Source organism: Massilia sp. UYP11, assembly GCF_050434805.1.
In the GTDB taxonomy this organism is placed as follows: domain Bacteria; phylum Pseudomonadota; class Gammaproteobacteria; order Burkholderiales; family Burkholderiaceae_D; genus Telluria.
Window position 1 is genome coordinate 205,383 of the sequence record NZ_JBNDJE010000004.1, and the last position, 18,388, is coordinate 223,770.

15 protein-coding genes are annotated in these 18,388 nt (G+C 67.7%); 4 read left to right on the forward strand and 11 right to left on the reverse strand.

Annotated elements, in window-relative coordinates:
- Nucleotides 1-101: 101 nt before the first annotated feature.
- The 5 genes from ABIB38_RS09775 to ABIB38_RS09795 form a co-directional block, all read right to left on the reverse strand.
- Entirely contained in the window at nt 102-1,610 is a 1,509-nt protein-coding gene (locus ABIB38_RS09775) for an efflux transporter outer membrane subunit (protein WP_429203567.1), read from the reverse strand.
- Between the two features lies 1 nt (nt 1,611).
- Nucleotides 1,612-4,791, reverse strand: a complete 3,180-nt coding sequence (locus ABIB38_RS09780) for an efflux RND transporter permease subunit (RefSeq protein ID WP_429203568.1) — start codon at nt 4,789-4,791, stop codon at nt 1,612-1,614.
- Nucleotides 4,792-4,797: 6 nt separating this feature from the next.
- Nucleotides 4,798-6,018, reverse strand: a complete 1,221-nt coding sequence (locus ABIB38_RS09785; protein ID WP_429203569.1) for an efflux RND transporter periplasmic adaptor subunit — start codon at nt 6,016-6,018, stop codon at nt 4,798-4,800.
- A 402-nt stretch (nt 6,019-6,420) separates the two neighbouring features.
- Entirely contained in the window at nt 6,421-7,266 is an 846-nt protein-coding gene (locus tag ABIB38_RS09790) for an alpha/beta hydrolase (protein ID WP_429203570.1), read from the reverse strand.
- Nucleotides 7,263-7,490, reverse strand: a complete 228-nt coding sequence (locus ABIB38_RS09795; RefSeq protein WP_005665113.1) for a hypothetical protein — start codon at nt 7,488-7,490, stop codon at nt 7,263-7,265. Before ABIB38_RS09795 ends, ABIB38_RS09790 begins: the two co-directional genes overlap by 4 nt.
- 148 nt (nt 7,491-7,638) lie before the next feature.
- Here ABIB38_RS09795 and ABIB38_RS09800 point away from each other — a divergent pair, with 148 nt between their 5' ends.
- From ABIB38_RS09800 to ABIB38_RS09815, 4 genes are all read left to right on the forward strand, one after another.
- The gene (locus tag ABIB38_RS09800) at nt 7,639-8,616 is read left to right on the forward strand and encodes a LysR substrate-binding domain-containing protein (RefSeq protein WP_429203571.1); all 978 of its coding nucleotides are present in this window, start codon (nt 7,639-7,641) and stop codon (nt 8,614-8,616) included.
- A 61-nt stretch (nt 8,617-8,677) separates the two neighbouring features.
- On the forward strand, nt 8,678-9,124 hold the full coding sequence (locus tag ABIB38_RS09805; RefSeq protein WP_429203572.1) for a DUF962 domain-containing protein: 447 nt from the start codon (nt 8,678-8,680) through the stop codon (nt 9,122-9,124).
- Between the two features lie 106 nt (nt 9,125-9,230).
- Entirely contained in the window at nt 9,231-10,169 is a 939-nt protein-coding gene (locus ABIB38_RS09810; protein ID WP_429203573.1) for a DMT family transporter, read from the forward strand.
- Nucleotides 10,166-10,669, forward strand: coding sequence for an N-acetyltransferase family protein (locus ABIB38_RS09815; protein ID WP_429203574.1), 504 nt, complete (start codon nt 10,166-10,168; stop codon nt 10,667-10,669). The genes ABIB38_RS09810 and ABIB38_RS09815 overlap by 4 nt, the downstream gene beginning before the upstream one ends.
- A gap of 295 nt (nt 10,670-10,964) precedes the next feature.
- Here the strand turns inward: ABIB38_RS09815 and hutI are convergent, their stop codons facing one another.
- The 6 genes from hutI to hutU are packed head-to-tail and all read right to left on the reverse strand — an operon-like array spanning nt 10,965 to nt 18,255.
- Nucleotides 10,965-12,194, reverse strand: coding sequence for an imidazolonepropionase (hutI, locus tag ABIB38_RS09820; RefSeq protein ID WP_429203575.1), 1,230 nt, complete (start codon nt 12,192-12,194; stop codon nt 10,965-10,967).
- Nucleotides 12,187-12,792 carry a HutD/Ves family protein gene (locus ABIB38_RS09825; protein WP_429203576.1) on the reverse strand — a complete coding sequence of 202 codons (606 nt, stop codon included), beginning with the start codon at nt 12,790-12,792 and terminating at the stop codon, nt 12,187-12,189. Before ABIB38_RS09825 ends, hutI begins: the two co-directional genes overlap by 8 nt.
- Nucleotides 12,789-14,171, reverse strand: a complete 1,383-nt coding sequence (locus tag ABIB38_RS09830; protein ID WP_429203577.1) for a formimidoylglutamate deiminase — start codon at nt 14,169-14,171, stop codon at nt 12,789-12,791. The genes ABIB38_RS09825 and ABIB38_RS09830 overlap by 4 nt, the downstream gene beginning before the upstream one ends.
- A complete protein-coding gene (hutG, locus tag ABIB38_RS09835; RefSeq protein ID WP_429203578.1) occupies nt 14,168-14,956 on the reverse strand; it encodes an N-formylglutamate deformylase in 789 nt (262 codons plus the stop codon). The genes ABIB38_RS09830 and hutG overlap by 4 nt, the downstream gene beginning before the upstream one ends.
- Nucleotides 14,957-14,977: 21 nt before the next feature.
- Complete coding sequence (hutH, locus tag ABIB38_RS09840; protein WP_429203579.1) at nt 14,978-16,510, reverse strand: histidine ammonia-lyase; 1,533 nt, start codon at nt 16,508-16,510, stop codon at nt 14,978-14,980.
- Nucleotides 16,511-16,533: 23 nt separating this feature from the next.
- Complete coding sequence (gene hutU / locus ABIB38_RS09845; RefSeq protein WP_429203580.1) at nt 16,534-18,255, reverse strand: urocanate hydratase; 1,722 nt, start codon at nt 18,253-18,255, stop codon at nt 16,534-16,536.
- Nucleotides 18,256-18,388 lie beyond the last annotated feature (133 nt).

Below are 18,388 nucleotides of genomic sequence, written 5' to 3' on the forward strand. Positions count from 1 at the left end.
CAACACGCATAAAATATGTAGTTTTGCTACCTGCATAAAAAAGCGGCGGTACGCTTGCACGCACCGCCGCAAAGGGCAAACAACGTTCCAGCGTAATCAGGTCATTGCCGCGCCAGGGCAAGACTTTCCGCCTGCGGCGCATCCCAGCCGCCGCCCAGCGACCGGATCAGCGCCACGGTCGTCAGCGCGCGGTCGCCGCGTAGCTGCACCGCGGTGCGTTCCACCGCCGCCAGGTTGCGCTGGGCGTCGAGCAGTTCCAGGTAGCTCGAGCGGCCGGCGTCGTACAGCTTCTGCGCCAGGTCGGCCGAGCGGCGCGCCGCGACCACGGCGGCGTCGATCTGGGCCGACTGGCCGGCCAGGATGCGCAGGCCAGCCAGGTTGTCCTCGACCTCGGCGAACGCCACCAGCACGCTCTGGCGATAAGTGCCGACCGATTCCTCGAGCGCCGCTTCGCTGCGCACCACGTTGTTGCGGTTGCGGCCACCGTCGATCAGCGGCATCGAGGCCAGCGCGCCGACCACCCACGAACGACTGCTCCACTTGAACACTTCGGAGAACACGCCGCCCACGCTGCCGCCGTCGGCGCTGATGATCAGTGCCGGGAACATGGCGCCGCGCGCCACGCCGATGCGGGCGTTGGCCGCTTCCATCGCGCGCTGGGCGGCGACGATGTCGGGCCGGCGCTCCAGCAGCGACGACGGCAGGCCGGCGGGGATCGCCGGCATCAGGCTCGCGTCGAGCAGCGGGCTCGGACCGGCCACGTAGTCGGCCGCCGGCTTGCCCAGCAACACCGCGAGCGCGTGTTCGGTGGTGGCGCGCTGGCGCTGCACGCCGATCGCTTCGGCGCGCGCCGTGGCCAGCTCGGTGCGGGCGCGCGACAGGTCGAATTCGCCGATGTCGCCCAGCTCGAAGCGGCGCTGGGTCACCTTCACGCTCTCCTCGCGCAGGCGTACGGTCTGGTCCACGGTCGCGAGTTCGGCGTCCAGCGCGCGCAGCCTGAAATAGGTCTGGGCCACGTCGGCCTGCAGCGCCAGCAGCACCGAGCGCAAGTTCGCCTCGGAGGTCGCCGCGTCGCCGCGCGCCGCCGACACGCCGGCCGCCACGCGGCCGAACAGGTCGACCTCGTAGCTGGCCGACAGGCGCGCCGTATAGCTGGTGCGCGCTTCGGCATCGGCGCCCTGCGCCTGGCCGGCTTCCAGCGGCGACAGGCGTGCGCGCTGGGCGCCGACGCCAATGCCCACCTGCGGGATACGGTCGGCTTCGGCGATGCCGGCGATGGCCCGCGCCTGCTTGACGCGGCTGGCCGCGACCGCCAGGTTGGCGTTGTTGGCGGCGGCCTCCCCGATCAGCGCGGTGAGCGCCGGGTCGTTGAAGGCCAGCCACCACTGGCCGCGCGGCTGGGCTTCGGCCGGCTGCGCCGGCTTCCAGCGCGCGCCGTCGGCGCCCGCCACTTCCACGTCGGCCGCCCTGGGGGCCTGCGTTTCGCGGAAGGCGGCCGGGGTCGCCACGTGCGGCTGCACGAAATCAGGCGTTGCGCAGGCGGTCAACAACAAGGCTGCCAGCAGCGGCGTCAGGAAAGGAGCCGCGCCGCGTGTGATTGACTTACTCATCTCAATGTACTCCTTCCGCGCTGCGCGCCACGGCGGGCGCCTTCGCAGGTTTTTCAAAGCGCTTGGCCAGCATGCGCAGCAGCACGTAGAACAGCGGCGTCAGGAACAGGCCGAAGAAGGTCACGCCCAGCATGCCCCAGAACACGGCGATGCCGATCGCGTGACGCATCTCGGCGCCGGCGCCGCTCGAGAACACCAGCGGCACCACGCCGGCGATGAAGGCGATCGACGTCATCAGGATCGGACGCAGACGCAGGCGGCTCGCTTCCAGGGCGGCGTCGATCACGCTGCGGCCATCGTGCTCCAGCTCGCGCGCGAATTCCACGATCAGGATCGCGTTCTTCGAGGCCAGCCCCACCAGCACGAACAGGGCGATCTGGGTGAAGATGTTGTTGTCGCCACCCGACAGCTTCACGCCGGCCAGCGCGCACAGGATCGACATCGGCACGATCAGGATGACCGACAGCGGCAACGTCCAGCTTTCGTACTGCGCGGCCAGCACCAGGAACACCAGCAGCACGCACAGCGGGAACACATAGATCAGGGTGTTCCCCGACAGGATGTCCTGGTAGGTCAGCTCGGTCCATTCATACGACACGCCCTTGGGCAGCGTCTCTTTCGCGAGTTGCTCCATGATGGCCTGGGCCTGGCCGGACGAGATGCCCGGGGCGGCGCCGCCATTCAGTTCGGCCGCGACGTAGCCGTTGTAGCGGGTCACGCGGTCAGGACCATAGGTGTCCTTCACGCGCATCACCGACGACAGCGGAATCATCTCGCCGCTGGCGCTACGCACCTTCAGCTGGTCGATCTGCTCGCGGTGCGAGCGGAACTCGGCGTCGGCCTGCACGCGCACCTGGTAGGTGCGGCCGAACTGGTTGAAGTCGTTCACATATACCGAACCCAGGTTGACCTGCAGGGCCTGGTTGATCTCGGACAGCGACACGCCCAGCTGCTTGGCTTTCACGCGGTCGATGTCGGCGAACAGCTGCGGCACGTTGATCTGGTAACCCGAGAACACGCCGGCCAACTCCGGCGTTTGCCAGGCGCGGGCCTGCAGGTTCTGCACCGCCTTGTACAGTTCTTCGTAGCCCACGTTGCCGCGGTCTTCGATCATCATCTTGAAGCCGCCCGTGGTCCCGAGGCCGTTGACCGGCGGCGGCGACAGCACCATCACGAAGGCGTCTTCAACCGAGCCCATGCGCTTGTTGATCTCGGCCGCGATGGCGTCCGCGCTCATCTCCTTGCCCTTGCGCTCGCTGAACGGCTTCAGGCTGGTGAACACGATGCCCGCGTTCGGCGCATTGGTAAAGCCGTTGATCGACAGGCCCGGGAAGGCGATCGACGATTCCACGCCCGGGATCTCCTGGGCGATCTTCGACATTTCCCGGATCACGGCCTCGGTACGGTCGAGCGAGGCGGCGTCGGGCAGCTGGGCGAAGCCGATCAGGTAGGCCTTGTCCTGCTGCGGCACGAAGCCCGGCGGCACCGCCTTGAACATGAACACCGCGCCCACGGCAAGCAGAAGGTAGACGCCGATGGCGGCGCTCTTGCGGCGCAGGACGCTCTTCACGCCGCCTTCGTACTTCTCGGACGAGCGGGCGAAGAAGCGGTTGAACACATGGAAGAAGCGTCCCAGAACAGCGTCGATCGCGCGCGTCAACCGGTCCTTCGGCGCGCCGTGCGGCTGCAGGATCGAGGCCGACAGCGCCGGGGCCAGGGTCAGCGACACGAAGGCCGAGATCACGGTCGAAATCGCGATGGTCAGGGCGAACTGGCGGTAGAACTGGCCGGTCAGGCCCGCCACGAAGGCGATCGGCACGAACACCGCGCACAGCACCAGGGCGATCGCGATGATCGGACCCGAGACTTCGCGCATCGCCTGGATGGTCGCGTCGTGCGGCGTCAAGCCGTTGGCGATGTTGCGCTCGACGTTTTCCACCACCACGATGGCGTCGTCGACCACGATGCCGATCGCCAGCACCAGGCCGAACAGCGACAGGGTGTTGATCGAAAAGCCGAAGGCCAGCATCACGGCGAAGGTGCCGACCACCGAGACCGGCACCGCCAGCAGCGGGATGATCGAGGCGCGCCAGGTCTGCAGGAAGATGATCACCACCAGCGCCACCAGCACCACGGCTTCGAGCAGGGTCTTGATCACCGAGTCGATCGACTCGCGCACGAACTGGGTCGGGTCGTACACGATCGAGTATTCCACGCCCTCCGGGAAGTCCTCGGCCAGCGTCGCCATGGTGGCGCGCACGTCGGCGGACAGTTGCAGGTCGTTGGCGCCAGGGGCCGCGAAGACCGGGACCGCGACCGCCGACTTGTTGTTCAGCAGCGAGCGCAGCGCATAGGAGCTGGAGCCCAGTTCCAGGCGCGCCACGTCCTTGAGCAGCGTGGTGCCGCCGTCGGCATTGGTCTTGAGGACGATGTCGCCGAATTGCTCGACGGACTGCAGGCGGCCCTGGGTGTTCACGGTCAGCTGGAAGTCGGCGTCCTTGGCCGGTCCCTGGCCGATCACGCCGGCCGCGACCTGCACGTTCTGCTCGCGGATCGCATCGACCACGTCGCCCGCGGTCAGGTTGCGCGCGGCGACCTTCTGCGGATCGAGCCAGACCCGCATCGCGTAGTCGCCCGAACCGAACAGCTGCACCTCGCCCATGCCCTTGATGCGGGCCAGCTGGTCCTTCACGTTCAGCACCGCGTAGTTGCGCAGGTACAGGTCGTCATACTGGCCGTTCGGCGAATTCAGGTGCACCACCATGGTCAGGTTGGGCGACGATTTCACCGTGGTCACGCCGATCTGGCGCACCTCTTCCGGCAAGCGCGGCAAAGCGCGCTGGACCCGGTTCTGCACCGCGGTCTCGGCCTGATCCACATTGGTGCCGATCTTGAAGGTGACGGTCAGCGCCAGCGCGCCGTCCGAGGTGTTTTGCGAAGACATGTACAGCATGTCCTCGACCCCGTTGATCTGTTCTTCCAATGGCGTGGCCACGGTTTCGGCGATCACCTTCGGATTCGCGCCCGGATACTGGGCGCGCACCACCACCGATGGCGGCACCACTTCGGGGTATTCCGAGATCGGCAGCTGCAGGATCGAAATCAGGCCGCCGACGAAGATGATCACCGACAGCACCGCCGCGAAGATCGGCTTGTCGACAAAGAATCTGGAAAAGTTCATGGTCGATTACTCCTTGACGTCGGCCAGCGCCACGTTGGCATCCTTGGCCGCAGGCGCGGCCGGGGCCACCATCGGCACGGTCTGCGCGGCGATCGGCGCGCCGGGACGCACGCGCTGCAGGCCGTTGACGACGATCTTCTCGCCTGGCTTCAATCCGTCGCGCACCACGCGCAGGCCATCGTTCAGCGGCCCGAGCTTGACGGTGCGGTATTCGGCCTTGCCGTCCTTGTCGACCACGTAGACGAATTTGCGGTCCTGGTCGGTGTTGACGGCGCGGTCGACGATCAAGATCTGCTGCTTCGGCACGCCACCGGCGACCTGCACGCGGGCGAACAGTCCCGGCGCCAGCTGGCGGTCGGCGTTGGCCAGGGTGGCGCGCATGCGCACGCTGCCGCTGCGGCTGTCGAGCTGGTTGTCGACGAATTCCAGCTTGCCGCTGTGCGGGAAGCCCTCTTCGCCGGCCAGGCCGACCTTCACCTCGACCGGCTGGCCGGCGTGGGTGCGGCGGCTCACGCGCAGATAGGTGTCTTCGTCGCCGTCGAAGCTGGCATAGATGCGGTCCAGCGACACGACCGAGGTCAGCACGGCGCTGGCGTCCACCAGGTTGCCGAGGGTGATCTCGGCTTTCGAGACGCGGCCGTCGATCGGCGCGGTGACGCGGGTGTAGGCCAGGTTCAGGCGCGCGGCCTCGTACTCGGCGGCGGCGGCGCGGGCGCTGGCGTCGAGTTCCTTCTGGCCGGCGTCACGTTCGTCGAATTCGCGCTGGGCGATCGCTTTGTCGGCCAGCAGGCGCTCGGCGCGCTGCAGTTCCAGCCGCGCCAGGTCGGCTCTGGCGCGGGCGGCGGCGGCGGTGGCCTGGGTGCGGTCGGCCTCGGCCTGGTAAGGACGCGGGTCGATCACGAACAACACGTCGCCCTTCCTGACTTCGGCGCCGGGCTTGAAGTTGACGGCGGTGATGTAGCCCGACACCCGCGAACGGATCTCGACCACCTCGATCGCTTCCAGGCGGCCCGAGAATTCCTGGGTCTCGAGCACCGGTTGCTGCACCACCACGGCGGCCGATACCGGCGGCGCGGCCGGCACTGCCGGCGCATCGTTGCTGTTGGCGTCGGCGCAGCCGGTCAGGCCGGCGCCGACCAGGCCGCTCAGCGCCAGTGCGGCGACCATCACACGCAGCTTGCCCCGCGTGTCGCCTTTCAGGCTGCCCGATTCTGGTTGGTTATTCATGATTAACCTTTCTTATTAACGACGATTAAATAGACAATAAAGCCCCGTCCGGCGTCGCCGACTTGTCGTGTCGTGCGAAACGCCGGCAAAAAGAAGCCCCCCACGCTGGGCGTGGAAAAATTTCAGGGAATGGGTAAAACGCAGCCGGTCAGTTCATGCCGGCGGCGTCGGGCCTAGGCCCGGGGAGAGTCGCGCGCTGCGTGCAACCGCCGGCCACGTGCCCGTTCGTTGTGCTGCATGGCGACCCTCCATTGAAAATTGACGCTTAATTACTCGCACAAACTGCGAAAGACGCAGTCAAAGCGATTCCCTCACCAGTGCACTTGGCGCTGGCGTCTTGCGATGCGATTGGTTTTACCCGGCCGGCGCGGCCAGGCATTGGAATTGACTGGTGCTGAGCGGTCAGGCGCCCCCGCGCCCTTCCAGCCGCGCGAGGAAGCTGGAAATTTCGAGCGTTGCCTGCACCTTGCAGGCGCACTCGTTGCGTCCATTCGGATCCTGCAGGTCGGGTGCGGCCATGCGCCGCACGGTGGTACGGATGCCGGCGTTGATCAGCTTGGCCCCGTATTGTTCAGCCTCATCGCGTAATGGATCGTCCTCGGCCGACAGGATCAGCGCCGGCGCGAGGTTCTTGAGGCGGCTCGAATGCAGCGGCGCCGCATACGGATGCGAGCGGTCGGCCGCGTGCGGCAGGTAGCCGCGGTAGGCGGCCGCGCACACGGCGGCCGCCTTCTCGCGATCGGCGCAATACGTCATCTGGCGCATCGACCCGGTGGACAGGGCCGGGTCGAGCATCGGCATGACCAGGATCTGGCCGGCCAGGGCCGGGCCGCCACGGTCGCGCGACATCAGCGCGCACACCGCCGCGAGGTTGGCGCCGGCTTCGATGCCGGACGTGACCAGCAGCTTGCCGTTCCAACCCAATTTGGTCTTGTTCTTCTTGGCCCATTGCAGCACCGCGTGGGCGTCCTCGACCGCGGCCGGGAACGGCTGCACGGTCGCCAGCGTATAGGTGGAGGCCAGCACCAGCGGCAGGTGATCGCATTCGGCCAGGCTGCGCAGGAAGTCGTCGCACTCGTCCAGGTCGCCACTGTCGAAGCCGCCGCCATGGAAGTGCACCACCAGCAAATCGCGCTTGGCGGCCGGGCCGGCGGCATACAGCCGTGCGGCCAGCGGGCCGGCGGCGCCGCCGACCTCGAGCTCGCGCACCTTGAGGGTGCGGTCGAGGGCCGCTGGCACCGCGTTCATCGGGCGGCCCCCTGTTTCTGGAGCTGGACGATGCGTTCATCGACGTCGGCGCAGTCACCCGCGCAGCTCATCTGCATTTCCAGCGACAGTGCATGGAAGCCACGCGCCTCGGCGCCGGCGGCGCGCGAGTAGGCATCGGTGCAGAGCAGTGCCGCCAGTGCGACGCCGCTCAGGGCGACTGCGACCGTGGTAAAGATTCCGTTCTGAATGTTCCGATGGCTCATGGCCTGCTCCGTCTTCCTGGTAAATATATGTTGCGATGCACACATAATAGTCTTCATCTACAATCAGATAAAGATGGCAATGCCGAATTGATTGTTCAGATTGCTGAACAATCGCTGCATTTTTTCCCTTTGATCCGGAGAGCAGGACATGAACAAACTCCAGGCCATGGAAGTCTTCGTGCAAGTGGTGGACGCGGGCAGCTTCACGCGCGCGGCCGAAACCTTGCAGTTGCCCAAGGCAACAGTGTCGACCCTGGTACAGGCGCTGGAAGCTTCGCTGGCCTCCAAGCTCCTGCACCGCACAACACGTCACGTGTCGGTCACGTCGGACGGCGCCGCCTATTACGAGCGCTGCGTGCGCATCCTGTCCGACGTGCGCGACGCCGAGGAATCGCTGTCGCGCCACCGCTTCAGCCCCAGCGGACGGCTGCGGGTGGATACGCCGACCGGCCTGTCGACCGAGATCCTGATTCCCTCCCTGCCCGATTTCTTCGAGCGCTATCCGGACATTACGCTCGAGCTCGGCACCACCGACCGCCCGGTCGACCTGATCGAGGAAGGCGTCGATTGCGCCGTGCGCGCCGGCGAATTGCTCGATACCAACTTGATCGCGCGCCGCGTCGGGGTGATCAACTTCGTCACCTGCGCCTCCCCCGCCTATGTGGAACGCTACGGCATGCCCATGCACCCGCGCGACCTGGAACGGCACCGCTGCGTGAACTATTTCTCGGCAAAGAACGGCAAGATCTCCAACTGGGACTATACCCGCGACGGCGAGCGGATCGACATGACCTTGCCCGGGGTGATCGCCCTGAACGATTCGGGCGCCTATATCCAGGCCGGCCTGTCGGGGCTGGGCGTGATCAACATGACCGATTACCTGCTCAACGAGCACCTAGCCACTGGCAAGATGGTGCGCCTGCTGCCCGAATGGCGCTGCGACCCGCTGCCGGTGCACGTCGTCTATCCGCACAACCGCCACCTGTCGGCCAAGGTGCGGGTGTTCGTCGAATGGATCTCGGAACTGTTCGCGAACCATCCGAACCTGCGCCTGCAGCCGGCCGACACCGCGGCGCCCGTGCCGCCACTGCCGTCAAGCGCGCGGCCAGCCGGACAAGGCGATTGAAGGGCACGAGGTGGCCTGAAGCGGGCGTAGAATCGGCGACACGACTACCGGAGACGCCGTCATGGAATTGACTTCTACGCCGCGCGAGATCGACGTTCTGCTGGCCCGCTATGGCGAGAGCCACCGCCATCCCGTCAACGAACTGATCCACTTGGTCTGCATCCCGGCCATCGTGTTCAGCCTGGTGGGCATCCTGTGGGCAATTCACCCGGTCGTGCCCCTGGCCGTCGTGGCCGCCGCGCTGGCCTATTACGCCAGGCTGTCCAGGCCGTTCGCACTCGGGATGGCGGCGATGGCCGCCGCGATGCTCGGGCTGCTGAACATGCTGCCGGAGGGCGCCGTGCTGGTCACCTCGATCGGGGTGTTCGTGCTGGCCTGGATCGGGCAATTCATCGGCCACCATATCGAGGGCAAGAAACCGTCGTTCTTCGACGACCTGCGCTTCCTGCTGATCGGGCCATTGTTCGTGCTGAGCTTTTGCTACCGGCGCGTTCGTCTGCGCTGGTAGGGTCGGCGGCGTGGTCGCCAGCCCGACGTTGCTATTTGGACACAAAATTTCAGCGCCCCAAGGAAGATGCCGCCAGGAACAAAGCGGGAGGACTATACTCCCGCGGATGTCCTCTCCCGTCCTCTTCATCGTCGCCTCGCTGATCTGGGGTTCGACTTTCTGGGCCATCACCTTACAGCTGGGACATGCCGCTCCCGCCGTGTCGGTGGCCTACCGTTTCTTCCTGGCCGCCGCCGCCCTGTTCGTCATCTGCCTGGTGCGCCGCGACAGCCTGCGCCTGCCCTGGCGCACCCATCGCTGGATGGCGCTCCAGGGCGGGTTGACCTTCGGCATCTCGTATATCTGCACCTATGCATCGGAGCAGCACATCGTGTCCGGCCTGGTGGCGGTGATGTTCGCGCTGATGGTGTTCTGGACGCCGATCTGGAGCCGCATCTTCTTCGGCACGGCGGTCACGGGCCGCACCTGGGCCTGCGGCGCCGTCGCCACCGTCGGCGTGGCCCTGCTGTTCTGGCACGCGATCGGCGATGCCTGGCAAGAAATCAAGACGGGCGGCGACGGCCACTTCCTGGCCGGCGTGGTGCTGGCGCTGGCCGCCACCATGGCCAGCTCGGCCGGCAGCATCGTGGTCAACAAGGTCAAGGAACACTCTTCCAACCTGCCGCTGACGATGGCCTGGTCGATGCTGTGGGGCGCGTCGATGGTGGCGCTATGGTCGCTTGCCAACGGCAACGCCTTCACCCTGCCCGCGAGCCCCACCTACTGGGCGGGCCTGGTCTACCTGTCGATCTTCGGCTCGGTCATCGCCTTCTTTGCCTATTTCACGCTGATCGGCCGCATCGGCGCCAACAAGGCCGTCTACATCGGCGTCGTCACGCCCGTGCTGTCGGTGCTGCTGTCGGTCCAGCTCGAAGACTACCGCCCCGGCCCCCTCGAATTCCTGGGCATGGTGCTGTGCCTGGCCAGCGTCGCCTGGGCCGTGCGCGCGCCTGCCGCCAGGAGCGTAAAGGCCGCTAACCTGAACAATCTGATCGAATCGCCATGAACCTGCATACCGCCTTCTCCATCCGTCCCGCCCAGCCGCAAGACGTCGCCCACATCCATGCCATGATCGTGGAGCTGGCCGTGTTCGAGAAACTCGAACACCTGGTGGTCGCCACCGAAGCCCTGCTGCACGAAGGCCTGTTCGGCGCGCATCCGTCGTGCGAAGCAATCGTCGGCACGGAAAACGGCGAAGTCGTCACCTTCGCCCTGTTCTTCCACAATTTCTCGACCTTCCTCACCAGGAAGGGTCTGTACCTGGAAGACCTGTACGTAAAACAAGCGCATCGCGGCAAGGGCTATGGCACGCAGATGCTGCAACGCCTGGCGCAGCTGGCGGTCGAACGTGGCTGCGCACGTTTCGAATGGTCGGTACTGGACTGGAACGAGCCGGCCATCCAGTTCTACAAGGCGATGGGCGCGGACGTCATGCCGGACTGGCGCATCTGCCGCGTCACCGGCGACAGCCTGGTGTCGCTCGCGCAGCGCCGCCAGGTCCCATAGAGGCGGCAGACAAACGCGACGCACAAAGAAAAGCCCACGGGCCTTGGCACCGTGGGCAAACCCATTTTGGCAAATGGGGAGGGGAGATGGGAATCACATGAATGACTATAGTTGGCCATTCTTAATGATCCATTAAGGCTTACATTTGCTTACCGCTGCAACTGTCGCAGTAACGGTTCGTTGTTATTGCGCGTTGAATCCATCATCTGCCAGGTGCAAAAGCCAGACTTGAGGGCGATCAATCGCCTACCCACTGTGGCTGTGGGTGTTGCGGCAAGGGTACAAATATTGCCGACTAGGCAGGGAGATGGGGCGCGCGCAGGACCCCGCCGTTGACCACGGCCTGGCAGGGATTGAAGCCGATCGCGTACGCCAGGTCGGCGGGACGGGCGATCTTCCACAAGGCCAGGTCGGCGCGCTTGCCGACCGCCAGAGTGCCGATCTCGGCCTGCAGGCCCAGGGCCCGCGCGCCATGCGCGGTCGCGCCGAGCAGGGCTTCCTGCGGCGTCAGGCGCCACAGGGTGCACGCCATATTCATCGCCAGCAGCAGCGACGTCATCGGCGAGGTGCCGGGGTTGCAGTCGGTGGCCACCGCCATCGGCACGCCGGCGTCGCGCAGCGCGCCGATCGGCGGCATCACGGTCTCGCGCAGGAAGTAATAGGCGCCAGGCAGCAGCACCGCCACGGTGCCGGCTTGCGCCATCGCCGCGACGCCCTGCGGACCCAGGTGTTCCAGGTGGTCGGCCGACAGGCCTCGGTAGCGCGCCACCAGCGCCGCCCCGCCCTGGTCCGACAGCTGCTCGGCGTGCAGCTTGAGCGGCAGGCCGAGCTTGCGCGCGGCGTCGAACACGCGCTCGGCCTGGGCGCGCGTGAAACCGATCCGTTCGCAGAAGGCGTCCACCGCGTCGACCAGGCCTTGCGCGGCCAGCGCCGGCAGCATGCGCTCGCAGACCTCGAGCACGTAGTCGTCCTGGCGGCCGGCGAATTCCGGCGGCAGCGCATGCGCGCCGAGGAAGGTGGTCGCCACCCGCACCGGCAGCAGCTCGCCGATGCGGCGCGCGGCGCGCAGCATGCGCTCTTCGGCCCCGTATTCGAGGCCGTAGCCGGATTTGATCTCGAGCGTGGTCACGCCCTCGGCCAGCAGGGCGCGCACGCGCGGCAGGCTGGCCGCGACCAGGTCGTCGATGCCGGCCGCGCGCGTGGCGCGCACGGTGGACATGATGCCGCCGCCCTGGCGCGCGATGTCCTCGTAGCTGGCGCCATTCAGGCGCGCTTCCCATTCGTCGCTGCGGTTGCCGGCGTGGACCACGTGGGTATGGCAGTCGACCAGGCCCGGCGTCATCCAGGCGCCGCCGCAATCGTGCACCCGGCTGGCCTGCGGGGCGTCGGCGCGCTTGCCGATCCAGGCGATGCGGCCATCCTTCACCGCCAGCGCGGCGTCCGGCAGCTCGCCGTAGCCGTTCTCCATCGTCGCCAGGTGGACGTTGGAAAACACGCAGTCAGGCCGACCTTCCATGTCAATCATACATCGCCTCGTCGTCGTCCTCGGAGTAGTAATGGACGTCGACGATGAAGATGGTGGCCTGCCCCGCTTCCAGCGACCACACCGTGCCCTGGTCGAGGATCACGGCGTCGTAGCGCACCAGGCCGATGCGCTCGTCGTCGCTGGCCAGCTGCAGGCTGTCGCCCTCGGCCAGGAACAGCACCGTGACCTCGGCGCGCGCCACGAAGGTGGAGTCGCCGCTCAGGCGGCGCCGCCCGAACTGGTGCCAGCAGCGCTCGCTGCGCGACATGACGTTGAAGTCCAGGGTCGGCCCGCGATTGAGCCGGGCCTGCACTTCGGAATCGCCGTCGAACGCGATCACGGGTTCGGCGTCGCTGATCAGGGTCGGCTCGCCGTCGATCTGCAGGGTCAGGCCATGGCCGTCGACCAGCGCCAGGGTGCGGTCCACGCCGGGAAAGCGCGAGAACGCGCCATCCTCGGCGATGGTCGCCAGGCTGACGCGCCAGTCGAAATCGTCGAAGCCGGCTTCAGGCGGGCCGATCGCGATCTCGATCGTGCTGCCGCCGCCGTTCTTCCACGGCACCGGGGACAAGCCTGCAAAGGGAATCAAGACAGTCATTTCGCCACCTCCTGGGACACTGCGCGCAACTCCTTCAGCGCCTGCCGGTAACGCCCGGCGATCGCCTCCTGCGCCATGTGGCGCCCGTTCTCGACCACCCAGCGGCCGCCGCACAACACGTCGCGCACCAGGTTGTCGTTGCCACAGAATACAACACGTCCGAGCACTTCGGCCTCAATGATGCCATCGAGATTCGGATGATCGTCGTCCAGCACCAGCAGGTCGGCGCGGCTCCCGGCCTCGAGCCGGCCGACGCGCCGCCCCGCGGCGGCCGCGCCGCCGCCAAGCGCAGCCTGCCACAGGAAGTCGGCCACGGCGCGCTGGCCGGGCGTGTGCGCCACGTTGCGTTGCTGGTGCCGCAGGCGCTGGCCGTACTCGAGCCAGCGCAGCTCTTCCACCGGGCTTTGCGACACGTGGCTGTCGCTGCCGATGCCGAAGCGGCCGCCGGCGGCGATGAAGGGCGCCAGCGGGAACAGCCCGTCGCCCAGGTTGGCCTCGGTGGTCGGGCACAGGCCGGCGACCGCGTGGCTGGCAGCCAGCGCCGCGACTTCCGCCTCGTTCAAATGGGTCGCATGCACCAGGCACCAGCGCGCATCGAGCGCGACGTGGTCCATCAGGTATTCGACCGGCCGCCGCCCGGCATGCGCCAGGCACTGCTCCACCTCGCCCTGCTGCTCGGCGATGTGGATGTGCAGCGGACGCCCCGCCGGCAGGCCGCTCGCCAGCGCCCGGATCTGGGCGATGCTGGCGGCGCGCAGCGAGTGCGGCGCGGCGCCGACCTCCAGCTGGCCGCCGCGCAGCGGGCCCAGGGCCTCGACGATGCCGAGCACCTCGTCGACGTTCGTGCGAAAGCGCGCCTGCGCCGGCGCCAGCGGCTGTTCGCCGAAGCCGGCGTGGCTGTACAGCACCGGCAGCAGGGTCAGGCCCATGCCGGCCGCCTGCCCCGCCGCCGCCACGCGCCCGGCCGTCTCGGCCGGGCGCGCATAGGCGGCGCCATCGACGTCGCGCTGCAGGTAGTGGAACTCGCACAACGCGGTGTAGCCGTGGCGCAGGCACTCGGCGAACAGCTGGGCCGCGATGGCTTCGATCTGGCTTGGCGTGATGCGGGCGGCGAAGCGGTACATCAGCTCGCGCCAGGTCCAGAAGCTGTCCGGCCCGTCGCCGGCGCGTTCGGTCAGGCCGCCCAGCGCGCGCTGGAAGGCATGCGAATGCAGGTTGACCATGCCGGGCAGGACGTATTGCGCCTGCTGCGCGCCGGGGGCGGCGGTGGCGCCGGGCGCCACCCGGGTCAGGTCGCCATTCGCATCCCATTCGAGCAGCACGTCGCGCTGCCAGCCCTGCGGCAGCAGCGCATGGCGCGCGAACAGGGACCTTGTCATGAACGCACCCAGTTCACCGCGGCCGCGACCATGTCGCGCAGCAGCGGCTGCAACTGTCCGGCGACGTCGGGCAGATAGTCGAACGGCGGCGCCTCGTCCATGTACAGGCACTGGCATTTCTCGAGCTGGATCGCGTGCACGCCGCGCGCCGGCTGGCCGTAGTGGCGCGTGATGTGGCCGCCCTTGAAGCGGCCGTTCAGGGCGATCGTGTAACGCTCCTGCGCGCGCGCCACGCCGAGGACGGCCTCTTCGAGTCCAGGGTCGCAGGACTTGCCTTCGGCGGTGCCGAAGTTCAGGTCCGGCAGCTTGCCTTCGAAAAAGCGCGGCACGACCGAGGCGATCGAATGCGCTTCCCACAGCACCACGCGGCCATGCTCGGCCTTCAGGCGTTCGAGTTCGGCGCGCAGCTGTTCGTGATAGGGCCGCCAGTAGCGCGCCAGGCGCCGCTGCACTTCCTGCGCATCGGGCTCCATGCCCTCTTTGTAGAGCCGCTCGCGGTCGAAGGTGTCGAGCGGGCACAGGCCGGTGGTGTCCAGGCCCGGATACAGGTTGGTGTTCTCGGGCGGGCGGTTCAGGTCGATCAGGTAGCGCGACCAGCGCGCCGAGATGGTCGAGACGCCCATCTCGTCCAGGAAGCCATACAGCTGCGGCAAGTGCCAGTCGGTGTCGGCGCGCGCCGCGGCGCAGGGCGCCAGCGTGTCGGCCACCTCGTCGGGAATGTCGGTGCCCGCATGCGGCATCGACACCAGCATGGGAAGCCTGCCTGCCTTGAACCGGAACTCCATCGCGACTCCTATGGTAAGAATTTACGGGTGCAGCACGGTGAACAACTCCTTGCACGACGCCGACAGCGCGCCGTCGACCACCAGCCTGCGCGCGGCCTCGATGTCGGGCGCGAAGAAGCGGTCGGCGTCGTAGGGGGCGACGTGCCGGCGCAGCTGGGCATGCACCGACTCCAGCGTCTCCGAGCTCCTGAGCGGGCGGTGGAATTCGATTCCCTGGCTTGCCGCCAGCAGCTCGATCCCGACGATGACCGCCGTATTGTGCGCCATCTGGTCGAGACGGCGCGCAGCGAAGGTCGCCATGCTCACGTGGTCTTCCTGGTTGGCCGACGTCGGCAGGCTGTCGACGCTGGCCGGATGGGCCAGCGACTTGTTTTCGGAGGCCAGCGCGGCGGCGGTGACGTGGGCGATCATGAAGCCCGAGTTCAGTCCCGGCTCGCGCACCAGGAAGGCCGGCAGGCCGGACAGGTTGGCGTCGATCAGCAGCGCGATGCGGCGCTCGGCCAGCGCGCCGATCTCGGCGATCGCCAGCGCCAGCGTGTCGGCGGCGAACGCCACCGGCTCGGCGTGGAAGTTGCCGCCGGATATGATTTCTCCGCCCTCGAACAGGAGCGGATTGTCGGTCACGGCGTTGGACTCGATCAGCAGGGTGCGGCCGGCGTTGGCGATCAGGTCCATCACGGCGCCCATCACCTGCGGCTGGCAGCGCAGGCTGTACGGGTCTTGCACCCGCTCGTCGCCCACCAGGTGCGAGGCGCGGATCGCGCTGCCGGCCACCAGTTCGCGGTAGATCCTGGCCGCGGCGATCTGGCCCGGCTGGCCGCGCACCGCGTGGATGCGCGCATCGAACGGCGCATCGCTGCCGCGCGCCGCATCGACCGACAGCGAGCCGGTGACCATCGCCGCCTCCAGCAGGCGTTCGGCCATGAACAGGCCGTGCAGCGCCAGCGCGGTCGAGACCTGGGTGCCGTTGATCAGGGCCAGCCCTTCTTTCGCCGCCAGGGTAACCGGCGCGATGCCGGCCGTACGCAAGGCGTCGGCGGCGTCCACCAGCACGCCGTCGTGGCGCACCTGGCCCACGCCCAGCATCGCCAGCGTCATGTGGGCCAGCGGCGCCAGGTCGCCCGAGGCGCCCACCGAGCCCTGCGCGGGGATGGCCGGCATGATGTTGGCGTTGTACAGGGCGATCAGGGTCTCGACGATGATCGGCCGCACGCCAGAATAGCCGCGCGCCAGGCTGCCGATCTTGGTGAGCAGGATCAGGCGCACGATCGGGTCGGGCAACAGCTCGCCGGTGCCGACCGCGTGCGACAGGATCAGGTTGCGCTGCAGGGTCGCCAGCTGCTCGATCGGGATATGGGCCTTGGCCAGGATGCCGAAGCCGGTGTTGATGCCATAGGCCGGGTCGCCCTTGGCGACGATGGCGTCCACGGTGGCGGCCGAGGCCGCGATGTCGTGCCAGGCCCTGGCGGCCAGGTCGAGGCGCCGGTGGCCGGCCCAGACGGCGCGCAGGTCGCCGAGCGCCAGTTCGCCGGGTTGCAGGGTGAGGCGTTGCATAGTGTCGTTCATGATTGCTACGTTTATTTGATCATTGGAAGGTTCAGGCCATTGCGCCTGGCGCAGTCGATGGCGCTTTGATAGCCGGCGTCGGCGTGACGCATCACGCCCGAGGCGCTGTCGTTGACCAGCACCCGCGCCAGGCGCCTGGCCGCGGCGTCGGTGCCGTCGGCCACGATCACCATGCCGGAATGCTGCGAGTAACCCATGCCCACGCCGCCGCCATGGTGCAGCGAGACCCAGGTGGCGCCGCCGGCCGTGTTCAGCAGGGCGTTCAGCAGCGGCCAGTCCGAGACGGCATCGGTGCCGTCGCGCATGGCCTCGGTCTCGCGATTCGGGCTGGCCACCGAGCCGGTGTCGAGGTGGTCGCGGCCGATCACCACCGGCGCCTTCAGTTCGCCCGTGCGCACCATCTCGTTGAAGGCCAGGCCGGCCAGGTGGCGCTCGCCCAGGCCCAGCCAGCAGATGCGCGCCGGCAGGCCCTGGAAGGCGATCCGGTCGCGCGCCATGTCGAGCCAGCGGTGCACCCGCGCGTCGTGCGGGAACAGTTCCTTGATTTTCGCGTCGGTTTTATGGATGTCTTCCGGGTCGCCCGACAGCGCCACCCAGCGAAACGGCCCGCGGCCCTCGCAGAACTGCGGCCGGATATAGGCCGGCACGAAGCCCGGAAAGTCGAAGGCGTCCTGCACGCCCTCGTCCTTGGCCACCTGGCGGATATTGTTGCCGTAGTCGACGGCATGGGCGCCCATGGCCTTGAAGTCGAGGATCGCGCGCACGTGCACGGCGCAGGAGCGCGCCGCTTCTTTGCGCAGGCGCGCGTGCTGGCCCGGGTCCTGCTGCGCCGCCTTCCACGCTTCCACGCTCCAGCCGATCGGCAGGTAGCCGTTGACCAGGTCGTGGGCCGAGGTCTGGTCGGTGACGAGGTCGGGCACCAGGCCGCCCTCCTGCGCGCGGCGCACCAGCTCCGGCAGCACCTCGGCCGCATTGCCGAGGAGGCCGATCGAGACCGCCTCGCGCGCGTCCTTGTGTCGGCGCACCATGGCGAGCGCCTCGTCGATGTCGCGCGCCTGCCGGTCCAGGTAGCGGGTGCGCAGGCGGAAGTCGATGCTGCTCTGCTGGCATTCGACCGTCAGCGAGACGGCGCCGGCGAAGGTCGCCGCCAGCGGCTGGGCGCCGCCCATGCCGCCCAGGCCCGCGGTCAGCACCCAGCGACCTGCCATGTCGCCGCCGAAGTGCTGGCGGCCGGCCTCGGCGAAGGTTTCATAGGTGCCCTGCACGATGCCCTGGGTGCCGATGTAGATCCAGCTGCCGGCCGTCATCTGGCCGTACATGAACAGGCCCTTGCGATCGAGTTCGTTGAAGTGTTCCCAGTCGGCCCATTTCGGCACCAGGTTCGAGTTCGCCAGCAGCACGCGCGGCGCATCCGGGTGGGTCTGGAACACGCCGACCGGCTTGCCGGACTGGATCAGGAGGGTCTGGTCGTCCTCGAGCGTGCGCAGCGAGGCCAGGATCTGGTCATAGCACGCCCAGTTGCGGGCGGCGCGGCCGATGCCGCCATAGACCACCAGGCGCTGCGGGTTTTCCGCGACCTCGGCGTCGAGGTTGTTCTGGATCATGCGGTAGGCGGCTTCGGTCAGCCAGCTCTTGCAGCTGAGCTGGCTGCCGCGCGGGGCCTGGATGATGCGCGCAGGGTCGAAACGGGGGTCTGGATCAGCTGCGTCGAGGCGGGGCGAATCGGTGGTCATGGCGGCTCCTTCGGTCGGGGATACGGCGCGCACTACCCTCGCGCGCCGCAAAGCTGCTCTGAAGTCTAAGTTGTCTATACAACCAAGTCAACGCATTTATCGGCTTCGCTATCGTGCCGGATGACCGCGCTGC